Annotated in this window: 14 protein-coding genes; 1 reads left to right on the forward strand and 13 read right to left on the reverse strand. The window is 49.6% G+C overall.

From position 1 onward, the window contains the following. Positions 1-32: 32 nt before the first annotated feature. Together ddlA and ACFQNF_RS18280 are read right to left on the reverse strand one after the other, a co-directional pair. Positions 33-1,130: a D-alanine--D-alanine ligase gene (gene ddlA / locus ACFQNF_RS18275; RefSeq protein ID WP_380189408.1), complete on the reverse strand. Its 1,098-nt coding sequence runs from the start codon at positions 1,128-1,130 to the stop codon at positions 33-35. A 306-nt stretch (positions 1,131-1,436) separates the two neighbouring features. Then, a complete protein-coding gene (locus ACFQNF_RS18280; protein ID WP_380189409.1) occupies positions 1,437-2,618 on the reverse strand; it encodes an O-succinylhomoserine sulfhydrylase in 1,182 nt (393 codons plus the stop codon). Between the two features lie 412 nt (positions 2,619-3,030). Between ACFQNF_RS18280 and zigA the strand changes: the two genes are divergently transcribed. Continuing rightward, positions 3,031-4,230 (forward strand): zinc metallochaperone GTPase ZigA, encoded by a 1,200-nt coding sequence (gene zigA, locus ACFQNF_RS18285; protein WP_380189410.1) that lies wholly within the window; start codon positions 3,031-3,033, stop codon positions 4,228-4,230. A gap of 53 nt (positions 4,231-4,283) precedes the next feature. Here the strand turns inward: zigA and purF are convergent, their stop codons facing one another. The 11 genes from purF to ACFQNF_RS18340 all read right to left on the reverse strand — a co-directional run bounded on the left by purF (position 4,284) and on the right by ACFQNF_RS18340 (position 16,532). Further along, complete coding sequence (gene purF / locus ACFQNF_RS18290; protein ID WP_380189411.1) at positions 4,284-5,825, reverse strand: amidophosphoribosyltransferase; 1,542 nt, start codon at positions 5,823-5,825, stop codon at positions 4,284-4,286. A 135-nt stretch (positions 5,826-5,960) separates the two neighbouring features. Next, a complete protein-coding gene (locus tag ACFQNF_RS18295; RefSeq protein WP_380189412.1) occupies positions 5,961-6,452 on the reverse strand; it encodes a CvpA family protein in 492 nt (163 codons plus the stop codon). A gap of 8 nt (positions 6,453-6,460) precedes the next feature. Next, on the reverse strand, positions 6,461-7,204 hold the full coding sequence (locus tag ACFQNF_RS18300; RefSeq protein WP_380189413.1) for an SPOR domain-containing protein: 744 nt from the start codon (positions 7,202-7,204) through the stop codon (positions 6,461-6,463). A gap of 2 nt (positions 7,205-7,206) precedes the next feature. After that, on the reverse strand, positions 7,207-8,490 hold the full coding sequence (folC, locus tag ACFQNF_RS18305) for a bifunctional tetrahydrofolate synthase/dihydrofolate synthase (RefSeq protein WP_380189414.1): 1,284 nt from the start codon (positions 8,488-8,490) through the stop codon (positions 7,207-7,209). Next, positions 8,490-9,356: an acetyl-CoA carboxylase, carboxyltransferase subunit beta gene (accD, locus tag ACFQNF_RS18310; protein WP_380189415.1), complete on the reverse strand. Its 867-nt coding sequence runs from the start codon at positions 9,354-9,356 to the stop codon at positions 8,490-8,492. The genes folC and accD overlap by 1 nt, the downstream gene beginning before the upstream one ends. 137 nt (positions 9,357-9,493) lie before the next feature. Further along, positions 9,494-10,297, reverse strand: a complete 804-nt coding sequence (gene trpA / locus ACFQNF_RS18315) for a tryptophan synthase subunit alpha (protein WP_380189417.1) — start codon at positions 10,295-10,297, stop codon at positions 9,494-9,496. Between the two features lie 4 nt (positions 10,298-10,301). Beyond that, positions 10,302-11,531, reverse strand: coding sequence for a tryptophan synthase subunit beta (trpB, locus tag ACFQNF_RS18320; protein ID WP_046351882.1), 1,230 nt, complete (start codon positions 11,529-11,531; stop codon positions 10,302-10,304). Next, positions 11,524-12,156: a phosphoribosylanthranilate isomerase gene (locus tag ACFQNF_RS18325; RefSeq protein WP_380189419.1), complete on the reverse strand. Its 633-nt coding sequence runs from the start codon at positions 12,154-12,156 to the stop codon at positions 11,524-11,526. The genes trpB and ACFQNF_RS18325 overlap by 8 nt, the downstream gene beginning before the upstream one ends. Before the next feature lie 10 nt (positions 12,157-12,166). Then, positions 12,167-12,949, reverse strand: coding sequence for a tRNA pseudouridine(38-40) synthase TruA (truA, locus tag ACFQNF_RS18330; RefSeq protein ID WP_380189421.1), 783 nt, complete (start codon positions 12,947-12,949; stop codon positions 12,167-12,169). Then, entirely contained in the window at positions 12,949-13,575 is a 627-nt protein-coding gene (locus ACFQNF_RS18335; protein WP_380189423.1) for an energy-coupling factor transporter transmembrane component T family protein, read from the reverse strand. Before ACFQNF_RS18335 ends, truA begins: the two co-directional genes overlap by 1 nt. Further along, the gene (locus ACFQNF_RS18340) at positions 13,572-16,532 is read right to left on the reverse strand and encodes a motility hub landmark protein FimV (RefSeq protein WP_380189425.1); all 2,961 of its coding nucleotides are present in this window, start codon (positions 16,530-16,532) and stop codon (positions 13,572-13,574) included. Before ACFQNF_RS18340 ends, ACFQNF_RS18335 begins: the two co-directional genes overlap by 4 nt. Positions 16,533-17,181: the final 649 nt, after the last annotated feature.

The following is a 17,181-nucleotide window of genomic DNA, read 5'->3' on the forward strand; positions in this document are numbered from 1 at the left end:
CGGGTTGATAAAGCCAACCCGCCCTACACAAATCAAAAAGACGTTTTTAATTCTTCATTCTGTGCAAAGCGCTGCATGGCCAGCTCGATCAATTGGCTAATGAGTGTCCTATATGCCAAGCCAGTGGCCTGCCACAAAAGTGGGTACATGCTCATACTGGTAAAGCCTGGAATCGTATTAATTTCATTCACAACAAGGCTGCCATCCTTGCTCAGGAAGAAATCAACTCGGGCCATACCCGTGCAACACAGCACATGAAAGGACTGCACGCTCAGCGCTCTGACTCGATCAGCAATCGTCGAATCTATACTTGCTGGCACCGTTAATTTCACAGCTTTCTTATCGACATACTTCGCCTCATACGAATAGAAATCATGGCTGCTGCTTATTTCGCCAACAACAGATGCAACTGGATCGTCGTTCCCTAACACGGCGCACTCGATTTCTCGCCCTTCAATAAACTTTTCCACCAAAACCTTGGCATCAAATTTAAAAGCGGCGTCTATTGCCGCTTGCAACCCGGATGCATCTACCACTTTTGCTACGCCAACCGACGACCCAAGGCTGGCTGGCTTAACGAATACAGGCAATCCAAGCTCTTCCAGCACTTTGCGGCAGTCAATCGCGTCGCCCCGCTTGAACGCATAAAAGGGAGCAATAGGAATACCTGCCACGCGCAATAATCGCTTGCTTACATCCTTGTCCATGCCAATTGCGGATCCAATGATTTCCGATCCAACATAGGGAACGCCCGCAAGTTTCAACAAGCCCTGAACGCTGCCATCCTCACCACACAAGCCGTGCAACACAGGAAACACAACATCAACATAGGTGCTGCTCGCCATGTCAGAAAGATGGATCAACCTTCCTTGCCCGCCAGGAACAAACGAAACCACCGGACCATAGCTGACTGCGGCCCCGTCTGACTCTGCTGCCGTTTTCTCGAGCAAAGCATCCAGAGAGTCCACCAGCAACCATCGCCCAGCTTTATCGACAAAGATCGGGACAAGCTCGAATCTGTCTAAATCGAGTGCGTCCATTACATTTTTTGCGGACAGCAATGATACTTCGTGCTCAACCGACTTCCCGCCAAACAGGATGCCCACTTTCACCAATGCCTTTTCCACCATGTGCTGTGCCCTTATCTAAACAAAGATTTGATTAAAATTTGCCGATGTACGCGTTTTTAATGCTGAGAAGCGATGCAGGGCAGGTTAGTCAAAGACCTAACCCGCGCCGATTCCAACATAACAACGGGTAATCAGCGCGGGTTGATAAAACCAACCCGCCCTACACTACTAAATAAATACGAGGAATTTGGCACAGACATACCTGCCATTCAGTTGCTGACTGGCGTACTGCGCTTCGCTGAGCGACTAAAAACTGTCGCACGCGGAGCTTCGAGTACGCCCTACGCATATCAACAAAACAAAAACCTAAACCAATCCCTGCTCCAAATCGGCAATTAAATCATCAATATATTCCAAGCCCACCGAAATACGGATCAGGCCTTCAGTAATCCCTGCGGCCTCGCGCGCTGCGGGGGTGATGCGGGCGTGGGTGGTGCTGGCGGGGTGGGTGATGGTGCTGCGGGTATCACCTAGATTGGCGGTGCGGCTGATGAGTTGCACGGCATCGACGATTTTCCATGCTTGCTCGCGGCCACCTTTCACCACAAAAGACACCATGCCACCACCGGTGTTTTGCTGGGTTATCGCCAACTCATGCTGTGGGTGTGAAGGCAGGCCGGGGTAGTAGACTTGCTCGATAGCAGGATGCGCTTCTAGGTAAGTGGCTAGCTTTAAGGCGGTTTCAGAATGGGCGCGCATGCGGATAGGCAAGGTTTCTAGGCCCTTAAGTAAGACCCAGGCATTAAAGGCTGACAAACTAGGGCCTGCGGTGCGTAGGAATAAATACACCGGCTCGATCAAGGCGGACGAGCCAACCACTGCCCCGCCCAAGACTCGGCCTTGGCCATCAATGTATTTAGTGGCTGAATGCACCACCAAATCGGCACCCAACGCTAATGGCTTTTGCAAAATGGGCGTGCAAAAGCAGTTATCCACCACCAGCAGAGCATCGTGCGCATGGGCGATGTCGGCGATCGTGCGAATATCGCTAATTTCAGTCAGCGGATTGGATGGCGTTTCTAAGAACAGCAGCTTGGTATTCGGCTGGCAGGCATTTGCCCATTCGGCGGTATCTGTTGCCGAAACATAGGTGACGCTCACGCCAAACTTACTGAGATACACATTGAGCAGCTGAATGGTGGAGCCAAACAGACTGGCCGAGGCCACTACATGATCGCCAGACTTTAAGTGCGCCATAAACAGCGACAAGATGGCGCTCATGCCTGATGCTGTGGCCACTGCGCGCTCTGCCCCTTCTAAGGCGGCGAGTCTTTCTTCAAAAGCGCTGACAGTGGGATTGGTAAAGCGAGAATAAATAAACCCAGGAATTTGGCCAGTAAATTTAAGCGAGGCTTCTTCTGCACTGCCAACCACAAAGCTAGAAGTAAGGTACATGGCATCTGAGTGTTCGCCAAACTGGCTACGGCTGGTGCCCGCGCGAACGGCTAAAGTATCAGGGTGTAAGGCTGCGAATTCTTCTTCATTCATGGCTTAACTCTACTCACTCACGGTCAACATCAATAAGGGGCTTAAATAGTGTAAGGCTAAGAACTCAGCTCGAAATAATTTCCCTTAATTTCAGAAAGTGAAATGTCGTAGGGTGGGCACGTTTTTGTGCCCACGCTCGCTTAATCTGCCGCGTGAGCACAACGGCATGCCCACCCTACGCGGTTGTCATTTCGGGAGATTATTTCGAGCCCAGTGCTAAGTCGCTATTTTATGTGAAGAAAGCGTCTTGTTGCAGTTTATCTGCCGCCATTCAAATGCAATGCATCTGGCAAACCTATCGTAAGCCGCTTCAAATGCCTTTCGTTCCAAGCAATCCACCTCCTTACTAATGCAACTAGGTTGCGCAACTAAGTTGCATTTAGGTATGCTAATGCTTTTACAGGAGTGCAATATGAATAAGCAACTACCCGTCACGGTTTTGTCCGGCTTTTTAGGCGCTGGCAAAACAACGCTACTGAATCATATTTTGCAAAACCGTGAAGGCTTGCGCGTGGCCGTGATTGTGAATGATTTATCCAATATCAATATTGATGGCGAGCTCATCCATCAAGGTGGCTTTAAGCGCGGCGAAGAAAAACTGGTGGAAATGAGTAATGGCTGCATTTGCTGCACCCTGCGTGAAGACTTGCTTGAAGAAGTAGCCAAGCTTGCCAAAGAAAATCGCTTTGATTATCTGCTGATCGAATCAAGCGGCATTGCCGAGCCTTTGCCCGTGGCTGAAACCTTTACATTCAGAGATGAAAAAGGCCAATCGCTGTCTGATATCGCACGATTAGATACGATGATTACCGTTGTAGATGCCTTTAACTTTTTAAAAGATTACGCCAGTGCCGATCTGTTAAGTGATCGTGGCGAAACCGCGGGCGATGGCGATGATAGAGCGCTGGTTGATTTGCTGATTGAGCAGATTGAGTTCTGTGATGTGCTGATTATTAGTAAATCCGACATGATTAGCGTGGCGCAGCTGGCTGAGCTACAAAGCATTTTAACGGCGCTCAACCCACGGGCGATTCAAGAAATCGCCATCCATGGACAAGTGCCACTCAAGCGCATCATGGGAACGGGGCTGTTTGATTTTGAAGTGGCCGCTAATTCGCCCGGCTGGCTACAAGGATTGCGCGGTGAAGAAATCCCCGAAACAGAGGAATACGGCATCTCCAGCTTTGTATGGCATGCCCCCTGCCCCATGCATCCACAGCGCTTCTGGGATTTAATCCATAGCGAATGGCCAGGGGTTTTACGATCTAAAGGTTTTTTTTGGCTAGCTAGCCGCCCTGATTTTGCAGGCAGCTGGTCGCAGGCAGGTGGTGCATGTCGCCATGAAGCGGGTGGATATTGGTGGGCCAGCGTGCCAAAGAAACACTGGCCAGAAGACGATGAGCAGATTGCAGAGATCATGGAGCGCTGGGACGATCACTTTGGCGATCGCAGGCAAGAGATTGTGTTTATTGGGCAAGATATAGATGAAGTCGGTTTTCGTGCACGGCTTAATCACTGCTTACTGAGCGAGAAGGAATTAGTCTTGGGGGTAGAGCAATGGGCTCATTTTCAAGACCCGTTTCCGCGATGGGCCGCGCAGCCCACAGGGTAAGCCCAACAAAAAGCCCCCTTGCGGGGGCTTCGCTTGCTGAATGCCTATCGAGCTTAAAGCAGATTCTGCTCGCCCACACCGATATTCATATCTAATAAGCGGCTTTCTGCTACATCACCGGCTTTGGCCGATAAAGGGGACAAACGCTTTGCTTCTAATTCATCCAAATAAGCGGAAGTAATATCGCCCGTGATGTATTTACCATCGAAACAGGATGTTTCAAAAGAAGTGATTTTGCCTGCACTGGCTTTGCTACACGCATCAATCAAGGCATCTAGCTCTTGATAAATAATGGCATCTACACCAATTTCATCGGCAATTTGCTGATCCGTACGGCCCGTTGCAATCAGCTCTGCACGCGTTGGCATATCAATACCATAAACGTGTGGGAACATCACTGGCGGCGCTGCAGAAGCTAAATACACTTTAGTTGCACCGCAATCTCTAACCATTTGCACAATTTGGCGGCTGGTTGTACCACGTACAATTGAATCGTCTACCAGCAATACATTCTTGCCACGAAATTCAACAGCAATTGGATTAAGCTTTTGGCGAACTGATTTTTTACGGCTGGCCTGGCCCGGCATAATAAAGGTGCGGCCAATATAGCGGTTTTTCATAAAGCCTTCGCGATATGGCAAACCTAATTTATTAGCTAATTGCAAGGCTGAATCACGGCTGGTATCCGGAATAGGAATCACCACGTCGATATCGAGCTTTGGAATAACAGCGGCCACTTTATCGGCTAGATTCTCACCCATATTTAATCGCGCTTCGTGTACTGAAATACCATCAATCACGGTATCAGGGCGAGCGAAATAAACATGTTCAAAAATACAAGGCACCAGCACAGGATTAGCATGACACTGCTTACTATGGAACTCACCTTCAAAGGTCACATAAACGGCTTCACCCGGCGCAATATCACGCTCAAACTTAAAGCCTAATACATCGTGAGCCACCGATTCAGAGGCCACAATATATTCAAGGCCTTCTGGTGTTTCATGTGTGCCCAAGCAAAGCGGGCGAATACCGTAAGGATCACGAAACGCCACCAAGCCAAAGCCAGCAATCATCGCAACCACAGCATAAGCACCTTTAACCCGTGCATGCACCGCTGTAATGGCATCAAAAACCGTATCCGCATCAAGCTGTGGGCCTTTTACGCGGCGGGATAATTCATGGGCAAACACATTCAGCAACGCTTCAGAATCTGAATTGGTGTTGATATGGCGCAGATCAGTGCGGTACATATCTTCTTTCAGCTGCTTATCGTTGGTCAAATTGCCGTTATGCGCCAGCACGATACCAAAAGGGCTGTTGACATAAAATGGCTGTGATTCCGCTAGGCTGGATGCGGAGCCTGCCGTTGGGTAGCGCACATGCCCAATCCCTGCATTGCCCATCAAAGAGCGCATATTGCGAGTGCGGAATACATCACTCACTAAGCCTTGCCCTTTGTGCATATGGAGCGTCAGCCCCTCTGCCGTCACAATCCCTGCTGCGTCTTGCCCACGATGTTGTAAAACCAACAAGCCATCGTACAACAGCTGATTAACGGGTGTCTTGGCGACGATACCTACAATGCCACACATCAGAAATGCCCCTTTGAGTTCTTAATCGTAACGAATGCGTTGCCAATCATTCTGGCAATAAATTTTGGCCTTAACGGCGACTTCTAAAACAAGGAATTAAACGCACAGGCCATAGATCAAGCCTATAAAACGCAATTAATCGTAACGAATACGTGCAGCCAGCGATTCTGGTAACCAGATTTTAGTCATCACCGCCGCTTCTTCAAATAAAGGGCTAAACATGGCATTCCGCCAGATGGTTTGCTTGGGCAGGCTGGTAAAGCCAGCCAGCAGTACCAAGGTAAGGCTTAATAAAAAACCCCGCACTAAACCAAACCCTGCACCAAATAAGCGATCCACAGGCTTTAAACCTGTTACTTGCATAAATTGATTGAGCGTCACTCTGAGTAAGGCAGAAAGCACCCATGCCACAAAAAAGATAGACACAAAAGCAGCTAAGTAACGCAGCTCTTCATTAGGTAAATTTTGTGGCATCCATTGAGCCACCGCGCTTGAATAGTGACTAGCCAGCCAAAACGCCAGCACCCATGCCGCCAGTGCCAGCGCTTCCTGTACCAGGCCCCGCATCACTGAAAGCAACATGGAAAGACCCATAATGCCTAAAACCGTGTAATCAAAGCCAGTCATGCTTAAGCCTATTTGCTAGACAGGTGCCCGCTAAATCCAAGCACTCCCATTTTTTTAAGGTAACTTTGTGCTTTTGCTTCATCGCTTACCGGCCCCACCCTTACCCGGGTTAATGAGCCTTTGTCTGTTGCGGTTTTTTCTGAATAGGCAGGAATTCCGGTGCCTTGTAATTTGCTGACGACTTGAGCCGCTTTTTCAGCGTCTGCATACGCACCCACTTGAATGAAGTAGCGCTTATCGGCTGAGGCGGTTTGCTTCGCGGCGGGTGCACCATCTAAGCCTTCCAGAATCCGTAAAGGATCAACAGCGGGCTTAGCTTTAGGCGTTGGTGTTGCAGTAGGTGCAGGCGTAGTAACCACTGCTTTCTTCTGATGATTAACCAGCTTGCCCGGCAACACATTCTGTGCGGTACTCGCGGCACGATAAACGGGCACGGCAGTTGGCACAGGCGTTGCTAGCACTTCTGGCTCTGCTGGCACAGGCGTCAACAACGCTGCTTCAGCAGGCGCAGATGCGACTTGCCCGGGCAAGGCTGCCAGCACTGGCTCTGAGGTGGGCGGCTGTTGCAAGGCAGGCGAGCTTGAAATAATTTCGATCGCGTTTGCTCCTGCAATCGTTGCAGGTGGCTCGCTATCAAGCGCTGTCCATAATACGATCAAGGCGAACAGCACTAAGGCAATCGCTCCGACTAAGCGGCGACGTGCACGTTTTTTAAGTTGCAGCAAATCTTCGCTGACATTTCTATTAAGCATATTCAGCGCTCACGCGTCGCCATCACTTCAGCAACTGTGTAAAAGGATCCAAAGGCGAGAATTCTATCACTTTCCTCGGCTAGCTTACAGGCCGCAGCAAAAGCAAGAGGCACATTCTCATAAATATTTATTTTAGCAAGCGGTGCAAGCTTGCCGACAAGCTTCGCAAGTTGCTCTGGAGCGGCTGCGCGTGGCAGTTGTGGTGCGGCTAAATGCCAAACATCAATACGATCTGCCAGTAATTCCACCACACCCGCAATATCTTTATCTGCCATCATCCCCATCACCGCATGGGTGACCGGGTAAAAACCCATACTATCTAAATTGGCGCGTAAGACTTTCGCGGCATGCGGATTATGCCCCACATCCAGTACCACCGCCGGTCGACCTGGTAAAACCTGAAAACGCGCTGCTAACTCCACTTCCAGCAAACCACGCTTGATGTCACCAATTGCAACCGGCAGCACTTCTTTTACCGCATCAAGCAGCGCCAGCACAACCGCAGCATTACCTAATTGATATTGGCCACGTAACGCAGGGAACGGCAGAGCGTGGCGGCGAACACCCGCCTTATTCCACCATGTCCACTGCTGGCCTTCAGCTTGTTTTTCAAAACCAAAATCCTGACCGATCAATTGCAGATTTGCGCCAATACGCTGCGCTTCTGCGATCAAGGTCTGGGGCGGCTCAGGGTCTGCACAAATTGCAATCTTGTTCGGGCGGTAAATTCCCGCTTTTTCATGGCCAATCGCTTCGCGCGTGTCACCCAAGTACGCTTGGTGATCCAAACCAACATTCACCACCGCAGAAGCAAACGGCTCAAAAACATTAACCGCATCTAAACGCCCGCCCAAGCCTACTTCAAGCACGGCCACATCAACGCCTGCCACCATAAACTGCTGCATGGCGGCTAAAGTGCCAAATTCAAAGTAAGTGAGCGAGACATCTGCACGCGCGACCTCAATGGCCTGAAAGCTAGCCACAATTGCAGCATCAGCAGCAGGCACAAGGTTAATGGCTACCCGTTCCTGATAGTGCAATAAATGGGGCGAGGTATAAGTACCTACCTTATAACCCGCAGCGCACAAGATGCTGGACAGCATGGTGCATACCGAACCCTTGCCGTTTGTCCCTCCCACCAGTAATACAGGAAAATCGGGCTTTAAACCCAAAGCATCACGCACACGAGCAACCCGCTCCAGCCCCATATCAATGGCGCTGGGGTGAAGTTGTTCTAAATGGGAAAGCCACGCATCAAGGGAGAGGGAATCAAACGGAATAGGCATCAGTTGAGGGCTGGCTGTTTAGAAAGAAGGGTCATTAATTGCGCTAATTTCTGGCGCATTTCACGGCGATCAACAATCATATCAATCGCGCCTTTTTGCAGTAGAAATTCAGAACGCTGAAAGCCTTCTGGCAGTGTTTCGCGCACCGTTTGCTCGATCACACGCGGGCCAGCAAAGCCAATCAACGCACCTGGCTCGGCCATCACCACATCGCCCAAAAAGGCAAAAGAAGCAGATACGCCGCCCATGGTCGGATCGGTCAAAATAGAAATAAAAGGGAGCTTTTTATCCGCAAGTTTAGTCAGAATGGCGCTGGTTTTAGCCATTTGCATCAATGAATTCAAGCCTTCCTGCATCCGTGCACCACCCGAGGCTGATACACAAATAAACGGCACATTGTTTTCGATGGCAGTACGCACACCCCGTACAAAGCGCTCACCCACGACCGAGCCCATCGATCCACCAATAAACTTAAACTCAAAAGCGGCTATGACTACGGGTACAGTTAAAATCGCACCTTGCATCACCACCATTGCATCGTCTTCGCCTGTATCCGCTTGGGCCGCGTTAATACGATCAATGTATTTTTTACTGTCTTTAAATTTGAGTACGTCCAGCGGTTTAACTTCCGCACCAATCTCAAAGCGCCCTTCCTGATCAAGCAAGATATCAAGACGGCGACGAGCATAGACCGCATTGTGATAATCACATTTTGGGCAAACTTCTAAATTGTTTTCCAGATCAGTGCGGTATAAAACCGCGCTGCAGGCCGGGCACTTATGCCAAAGGCCTTCCGGTACACCGGATTTGGTTACCGTGGTACGGATCTTAATCTTCGGCGGAAGCAGTTTTTGCAGCCAGCTCATTGTTATTCCTCTATCAGTACAGCCCTAACAAAACCATTACAGGAGGCCACTTTAAAGCGGCCTTTACTCAAAACCAAAGTAAGACTGAGTGGCAATGCCACTCAGGCTACCGTGTTGATGAACATTGCAACAATCTGTTAAGCGCGGGCGGTGTCCATCGCGGCACGAATGCCGGTAAGAAAATCAGTTAATCGATCAGCCAGGCCTTCTTCTCCGGCCTCGGCTTCTTTTACCAAACGTGAACCAATCACCACTGCATCGGCCACAGCAGCCACGGCTTTCGCTGTGGCTGCATCACTAATCCCAAAACCAACACCAACCGGGATGGTGAGATATTCTTTGATTACACTCAACTTTTCAGTCACATCGCTAATATCCAGATTCGCCGAGCCGGTGACCCCTTTCAGCGAAACATAGTACACATAGCCTGCAGCCATCTCAGCAACTGCTTTAATTCGCGATATATGCGTAGTTGGGGCTAGCAAAAAGATAGGATCTATCCCGTGCGCTTTTAAAATGGCCACACGCTCTTTTGCTTCTTCAGGCGGCAAATCAACCGTCAGCACGCCATCTACCCCAGCCAGTACCGCCGCCTTAGAAAACACCTCGTAACCCATCGCTTCCATCGGGTTAGCATAGCCCATCAGTACCACGGGGGTTTCTGTGTTTTGCTGGCGAAATTCAGCCACCATACCCAGCACATGGCGCAAAGAAACACCATGCAAAAGCGCACGCTCTGAAGCACGCTGAATCACCGGGCCATCTGCCATCGGGTCAGAGAACGGCACACCCAGCTCTAAGATATCAGCGCCGCCCGCAACCAGTGCGTGCATGACTTCTACCGTAACACGAGGATGCGGATCGCCTGCCGTAATAAAAGGAATTAGCGCTTGGCGGTTCTGACTTTGCAAACGTGTAAATGTCTGTTGAATTCTGGACATAGCATTAGTTTCCAAGTTCGATGCCGGAGAGGCGAGCTAAAGTTGGGATATCTTTATCACCACGACCCGATAAATTAACCAGAATCACCTGATCTTTAGACATTGTTTTGGCCATCTTTGCCGCATGGGCCAGCGCATGACTCGACTCAAGGGCCGGAATGATACCCTCAAAATGGCAAAGATCGTGAAAAGCTGCGATCGCTTCATCATCATTAATCGCCACATACTCGGCACGGCCGATGTCTTTCAGGTAGCTATGCTCTGGGCCAACGCCCGGATAATCCAAGCCCGCAGAAATCGAATGCGTGTCCGCAATCTGACCATTTTCATCTTGCATCAGGAAAGTGCGATTGCCGTGTAAGACGCCCACTTTAGCATTTGAGGTAAGCGGCGCAGCATGACGGCCGGTTTCTACACCATCTCCACCCGCCTCTACACCAATCAAACGCACGCCTAGATCATCGACATAAGGATAAAAAATACCAATTGCATTCGAGCCGCCGCCCACACAAGCCACAACGGCATCAGGCTGGCGACCAATCATTTCTGGCATTTGTACTTTGCACTCATCACCGATCACGCGCTGAAAATCACGCACCAGCTGCGGATAAGGGTGCGGGCCGGCACATGTGCCAATAATGTAATAGGTTGAATCAACATTGGTCACCCAATCGCGCATCGCTTCATTCATCGCGTCTTTGAGGGTTTTGGTGCCCGATTCAACAGCCACTACTTTTGCACCAAGCAGCTTCATACGGTAAACATTGGGCGCCTGGCGTTTAACGTCTTCAGCGCCCATATACACAATACATTCCAAACCATAACGCGCTGCAACAGTGGCGGAGGCGACACCGTGCTGGCCTGCACCGGTTTCTGCAATCACGCGTTTTTTACCCATGCGGCGGGCAAGCAGTGCCTGGCCGATGGTGTTGTTTACTTTATGCGCGCCAGTGTGGTTTAAATCTTCGCGTTTTAAATAAATCTGTGCGCCACCTAATACTTCGGACCAGCGTTTTGCATGGTAAATCGGGCTAGGGCGGCCAACATAATGCTTTAGCTCGCTGTGGTATTCAGCAATAAAATCGGGGTCTTGCAAGGCTTTTTCGTACTCGATACGTAACTCATCCAGTGCGGGGATCAAGGTTTCAGCCACAAAGATGCCACCGAATTGGCCGAAATGGCCTAGGGAATCAGGTTGCTGATAGGGCTGCTGCTCGTGTGTTGTCTCAGTCATGCGCTTCTCTTTCTGCTTGATTAATAAAGGTAGCAATTTTTGCTACATCTTTGATTCCCTTGCTACTTTCTACGCCGCTTGATACATCAACGGCCCAAGGCCTAACCTTACAAATCGCTTCATATACATTATCCGAGTGTAATCCACCCGACAAAACCAGTGGTAAAGGCAAGTCTTTAGGGAGAAGATCCCAATCAAAGGCTTCACCCGTCCCACCGGGCACCCCTTCTACAAAAGCATCGACTAAGATCCCTTTGCAAAGCGCATCCACAAAGCGCTGTGCATATTCTACCAAATTTAGATCAGGTCTTACCCTAAGTGCTTTTAAATAGGGGCGCCCAAACTGACGGCAATACTCAGGCGTTTCATCGCCATGAAATTGCAATAAATCCAAAGGTACTTTAGCCAGCACGCTGCGAACAAAAGCCGCATCAGCGTTTACAAATAAACCCACACTACTTACAAAAGCAGGCAAAGCTGCAACAATTTGCTCAGCCATTGCAATCTCAACATGGCGTGGGCTGGGTGGGTAAAACACCAAACCAATTGCATCCGCACCGGCTTTCGCCGTTAGCTTTGCCATCTCTGGATCACGCAAACCGCAAATTTTGATACGTGTCTTCATTAACATCCCCTTAAATCAGACCATGACGCAACTCTGGCTCGCTAGCCAAGCCAAACTCAGGCGGGTAGCTTACACCAGCAAGGTATAATCCGTCTGGCATAAAGGTAGGAGGAGCGCTGGTTCTGTCTTTCGCAAGAATCAAATCAGCCATCCACTCGGGAGATTCATGGCCTTTGCCAATATGCAGCAAGGCCCCAACAATATTGCGCACCATATGATGCAAAAAAGCATCCGCGGAGAAATCGCAAATTAAGAGATGACCTTCTTTTTGAATATGAGCACGGGTCATGGTTTTAATCGGCGATTTAGCCTGGCATTCTGCCGCCCTAAAGCTACTAAAATCATGCTGCCCCAATAGATGGGTCATCGCCGCCTGCATTGCTTCAAAATCTAGGTCATAAAACGTCCAGCCCATACGACCTGACCACAAAGCGGGCCGCACCGGATGGCTTAGCAATAGATAGCGATAATGACGGGCAAATGCAGAAAATCGTGCGTGAAACGCATCAGATACGGGCTTTGCCCATAGCACAGCCACCGTATCAGGCAGAAAGCTATTCACACCCCTCACCCATGCTGCTAAAGGACGATTAACGGTTGTTTCAAAGTGCACAATCTGTCTTGCACCATGCACGCCAGCATCGGTACGGCCAGCGGCATGCACGCGAATAGGCTCACCCGCCATCCGGCTGAGCGCAAGCTCTAGCACGGCCTGCACGGTAGTTAAGTCTTTTTGAACTTGCCAGCCGTAAAAAGCACGACCATCATATTCCACTGCGAGCGCGTATTTCATTACACCATCATCAATAAAGTGGCCAACACTGCGCCCAATAAGGCAAACAGCAGCAGCAAATCAAAAAAAGACAGCGACTCTACCAGAATCGAGACTTCCTGCAACTCACCGGGCTGTTCTGCCTCAGCCAATCGCTGCAAAAAATCATTCCGGGACAAGGTATTTTGCTGAAGTAATAACTCGGCAGAGAAAGACATGGTTAAGCTTAAACGCAAGGCCCAGCGCTGCCGATTAAGCCCCAGCCAAGACAAGGGGGTAAGCAGGGCATAGAGCCCGGAAAACACTTGTGCCGCATTTAAGCGCCATAGCAAGAGCTGCAAAGCGGCCAGTACGCCCAGTAAGCGCACTACCTGTAGCAGCCCCCATAGTACGCCCTCTTCTGTTGGCGACCAGGGGCTGGCCCACAGATACTGTCCGGGCGTTGCCCAGCCATACACAAGGGCAATAGCTAGTAGTAAAAAACGGGTGCGCTTTAAAGTGCGCCAGCAACGATCCGGGCAGAAGCAGAGTGCGGCCAGAATGCATAAAGCAGAAAAAACAATGAGTGGCGTATCTTGCAAAACTTGCAAGATACACGCCACCCAAAGCCATGCTGCGATTTGATTTGCAGAATGAAATCTAATCAAAGATTACCTAACAAAGCTTGCGCCTGTTTCTGCTGCTCTGGATTACCTTCACCCATCGCCTCTTGCAAGATTTCTCTGGCACCTTCCGTGTCACCCATATCAACATAAGCCTTCGCCAAGTCAATTTTGGTTTGCACCGGATCATCGCCCGAGAAGTTTAAAGTTGGATCGGCTGACGTGCCCGCATCTGCAGCAAAATCTAGATTCATTTCTGCTAAATCAATCGATTCTTCTACAAGCACGTTAGGTGCAGTGATTTCCAATGGGGTATCCAATGAGAAATCAAAATCTAGACCCAAGCCATCATCAGCACTGCTTGCCTCCAACACCTCTTCTGCCCCCAAAGCGGGTGCATCAAAAATATCATCCAGCGCTGCTGGCGCTTCGATCACATCGTTGATTGCAGGTAACTCACCCAAATCCAGATCAGGCAAAACAGGCGAAAGCTTGGGAAGCGGCTCGACAACAGGCAGAGTATCCAAGCCTTCTAAGCCATCGAAATCCAGATCAAACGGATCTTTGGGCGCTTCAGCTTTAGATACATTACTGGCAGAGAAATCAACCGGCATATCCAGAGCCAGCATGGTTTCACCATCGTCCTGAGATAAATCAAGGGCGGCTTCTGGCTTTTTGGCGTCTTCAGGCACCAAGAAGTCATCCAGGCCAAAATCAATCCCCATATCAAAACTTTCTGTCGCAGGCAGGCTTTCAGCAGGAACTTCTGGCAACAAATCATCCAGATCAGCCGCAGTAGGATCGATATCCAGCATCGGCTCGTCAGCGGGCGTCATCGCCACCGTATTGCCCATATCAAAATCAAGCGATAAATCAAGATCTGTTAGGCTATCTTGCTGGCTGGGTACCTCTGCAATATTTTCACTCATCAGCGAATCGAAATCGCTCACTTTACCAGCGGCCACGACAGGCAACTCATCAAGCGGCAAATCGAAATCATCCAGAGGCTTATCGGCCCCCTTAGCCAGATTCATTGATGTGGCAGCAACCGCGGCTACAGCCACTGCACTCGCAGCTCCCGCAACGGCAACAGGCTCTACCCGCTTGTAAAGAGGATTATCCGGGTCGAGCACATTACCTTGATAGGCAGCCTGCTCCCACTGTGCGCCTTTACCGGACGTCATCGTGTAGAGATCAGCGGCAATTTCTTCGTATGACGTTGGGTCTTTCTTCGCAGCAAATATTTCCAGCAGCTTCATGCGAATTTCATGGCGCGCAGGATCTTTTAGCAGGGCATCACGTAAAATCTCTTCTGCCTGCTCATTGCGATCGTAAGCCATATAAACTTCAGCCTCAGCAATCGGATCCACTTCATCAGTGTCGATTGTTCCAAGGCCTTGGCGGCTAAAATCAGTTAAGAAGGAGTTTTCAGTAGGCTGAGTGCTAATCACCGCGCCACCCGTATTGCCCAGCAAAGTATTAGATTTTAAATCTCCTCCCGTTAAGATGCTGTCTGCAAAGGTATTTCCATTCTTACGACGACGCGCCCACCACAAACCAACGCCTCCCAGCAAGAGTGCGGCCAAGCCGCCACCGATAGGCAGCGCGTTATCAAACACGACATCCATCACATCGGATTCTGGCTCAGGCACGGGTGCAGGTATTGCAATACGGCGACGTACTTTCGGTGTTTCAGCAACCACGGCACTTGCATCAACCTCCCCTATTGCTGCACTAGCAATCGGGGTATCGACCACAGCAGAGGCAACGGGTAACTCTGCCGGAGCAGGGACATCTGCAGGTACAGGAGTTGCGACTGCTGTTGGCACAGGCGCTTCACCGGGCTTGCTGGCTTTTTGCATCTCTGCACCGACACGGCTCTTTAGCGCCAGCAATTTTTCCATGTCATGCAGATTTTTCTGCAAAGCAGCAACCCGCTGATTGGACTCATCCAATCCTTTTTGTCTTGCTGCAACTTCTTCTTCTAAAGCGCGGATACGCGCTTGCTCACCCTGCTGCCCCGGCTTAGCTTTGCCTGGCGCCTCACCTTTAGATAGTTTGAGCACATCCTGATTTGCATTGCCCGGCTTTACTTTCTCTTCTACTTTTGGGGTAATACGACCCGCATTGGCTGGCTCATTGCCCGCCACAGCAGGCTGCTTTTGTACGGCTTCCGCTACTTTGCTGCGATACGCCTGCCAATCTTTTGCTTGCAAGCGCACTTCCGCGCCCGCTTCTCTTGCTGGCAGCGACTGCAAATCATTTTTACTTGGGATGTTCAAAATTTTGCCGCGGCGCAAACGATTCATATTGCCATCGAATGCATCCGGATTTTGTCGGTAAAGCCCAACCAGCATTTGCTCAAGCGTCACGCCTTCTGCATCAGACTGACGTGCGACCGACGACAAGGTGTCGCCCGCTTTTACTTTGTATTGATTACTGTCTGCTTTTTTTTCCGCCTGTGCGCTACTTGCCGCACTTGCTTCATCGACCTTCTTTGAGTTGAGTACTGCTCCTTTACGGCGCGTACCTGGCAATACCGCAGGTGCAAATGACTCACCTTGCTTTGCCGCGTTATTTGCGGCAGCCGCAGAGGATGCATAGCCTGGAGGATCAATCAGCGCCGTGTAATCACGCTGAATCCTGCCGCCAGACCAGCTCAAATCAACCAGCAAGTCCAAAAATGGCTCAGAAATCGATTGCGAAGACGAGATCAATACGACGTGTTGTCCGTTTGCCCGCTTATTCACCACAAAACGCAAACCCAGCGATGCCGGAGGATAAGCGACTTGAGCCTGAGCAAATGCCTCTGGCGAAGCCAGCCGCGCAAGCAGTCCTTCTGACTCACCTGCCGGCACGGAAACCAAATCAATTTCAGCTCGAAATGGCTGACCCAGCCCGGAAAGCACATTCAGCCTTCCCAGCCCGACGGCTCCAGCAGATAATGGCAAGGCCAACATAAGAGCAAGGACACACGCCTTGAGTTTCGGTTTAATTGCCACAATTCCCCCAGCACTTCACTTTGTTTTTAACCAAGTATTCTAATAATACCGGCGCTTACAGCCTGATGAACATAACATTTGCGCCAAGTTTGGCGCAAGTCACCCACATAATTTGCATACAGTTTACTTGGTCAAGCCTGTTTTTTTGAAGCACTTCACAAATTTCTTTTACGACATGCGCCACAACAAAATCGAACGACAAAGCAAACATCACATCAATTTTTTATAAAAAAGACTCTCAAATCATATAGCAAATATATAGCACTATTCCAATCTATATCTACACAAATCAAAAATCCAACTTAAATGCCACATTTTTTTTGCTAAAAATACCCATTAAAAAACACAAAAAATACCATGGAAAACAAAGCGAATCCAATCGATCAGCGGCTTAGAATAGTAAGCTACAAGGTTGAAATATAAAATACGTTCATACCAGTACATCTTAGTATAGCTTCACACAATACTGAGCCAATACAAATATCAGCAAAAAAAGCAACTCAATCATTCTGCTTATTAAATACCTGATCAATCCAAATCTGAAATGCTATAGCATAACTTTATTTAAACGCAATGTTATCTATCCATCAATAGCAAGCAAATCAGGCCTCACACCGCAACATATCCCACCCCCTTTTACATGTGCACT

The organism is Iodobacter arcticus, assembly GCF_042664895.1.
In the GTDB taxonomy this organism is placed as follows: Bacteria; Pseudomonadota; Gammaproteobacteria; order Burkholderiales; family Chitinibacteraceae; genus Iodobacter; species Iodobacter arcticus.

Excerpts from the sequence above, each read along its gene's own strand:
- ddlA (WP_380189408.1), bottom strand. The coding sequence starts at position 1,130 with ATGGTGGAAAAGGCATTGGTGAAAGTGGGCATCCTGTTTGGCGGGAAG.
- ACFQNF_RS18280 (WP_380189409.1), bottom strand. The coding sequence starts at position 2,618 with ATGAATGAAGAAGAATTCGCAGCCTTACACCCTGATACTTTAGCCGTT.
- zigA (WP_380189410.1), top strand. The coding sequence starts at position 3,031 with ATGAATAAGCAACTACCCGTCACGGTTTTGTCCGGCTTTTTAGGCGCT.
- purF (WP_380189411.1), bottom strand. The coding sequence starts at position 5,825 with ATGTGTGGCATTGTAGGTATCGTCGCCAAGACACCCGTTAATCAGCTG.
- ACFQNF_RS18295 (WP_380189412.1), bottom strand. The coding sequence starts at position 6,452 with ATGACTGGCTTTGATTACACGGTTTTAGGCATTATGGGTCTTTCCATG.
- ACFQNF_RS18300 (WP_380189413.1), bottom strand. The coding sequence starts at position 7,204 with ATGCTTAATAGAAATGTCAGCGAAGATTTGCTGCAACTTAAAAAACGT.
- folC (WP_380189414.1), bottom strand. The coding sequence starts at position 8,490 with ATGCCTATTCCGTTTGATTCCCTCTCCCTTGATGCGTGGCTTTCCCAT.
- accD (WP_380189415.1), bottom strand. The coding sequence starts at position 9,356 with ATGAGCTGGCTGCAAAAACTGCTTCCGCCGAAGATTAAGATCCGTACC.
- trpA (WP_380189417.1), bottom strand. The coding sequence starts at position 10,297 with ATGTCCAGAATTCAACAGACATTTACACGTTTGCAAAGTCAGAACCGC.
- trpB (WP_046351882.1), bottom strand. The coding sequence starts at position 11,531 with ATGACTGAGACAACACACGAGCAGCAGCCCTATCAGCAACCTGATTCC.
- ACFQNF_RS18325 (WP_380189419.1), bottom strand. The coding sequence starts at position 12,156 with ATGAAGACACGTATCAAAATTTGCGGTTTGCGTGATCCAGAGATGGCA.
- truA (WP_380189421.1), bottom strand. The coding sequence starts at position 12,949 with ATGAAATACGCGCTCGCAGTGGAATATGATGGTCGTGCTTTTTACGGC.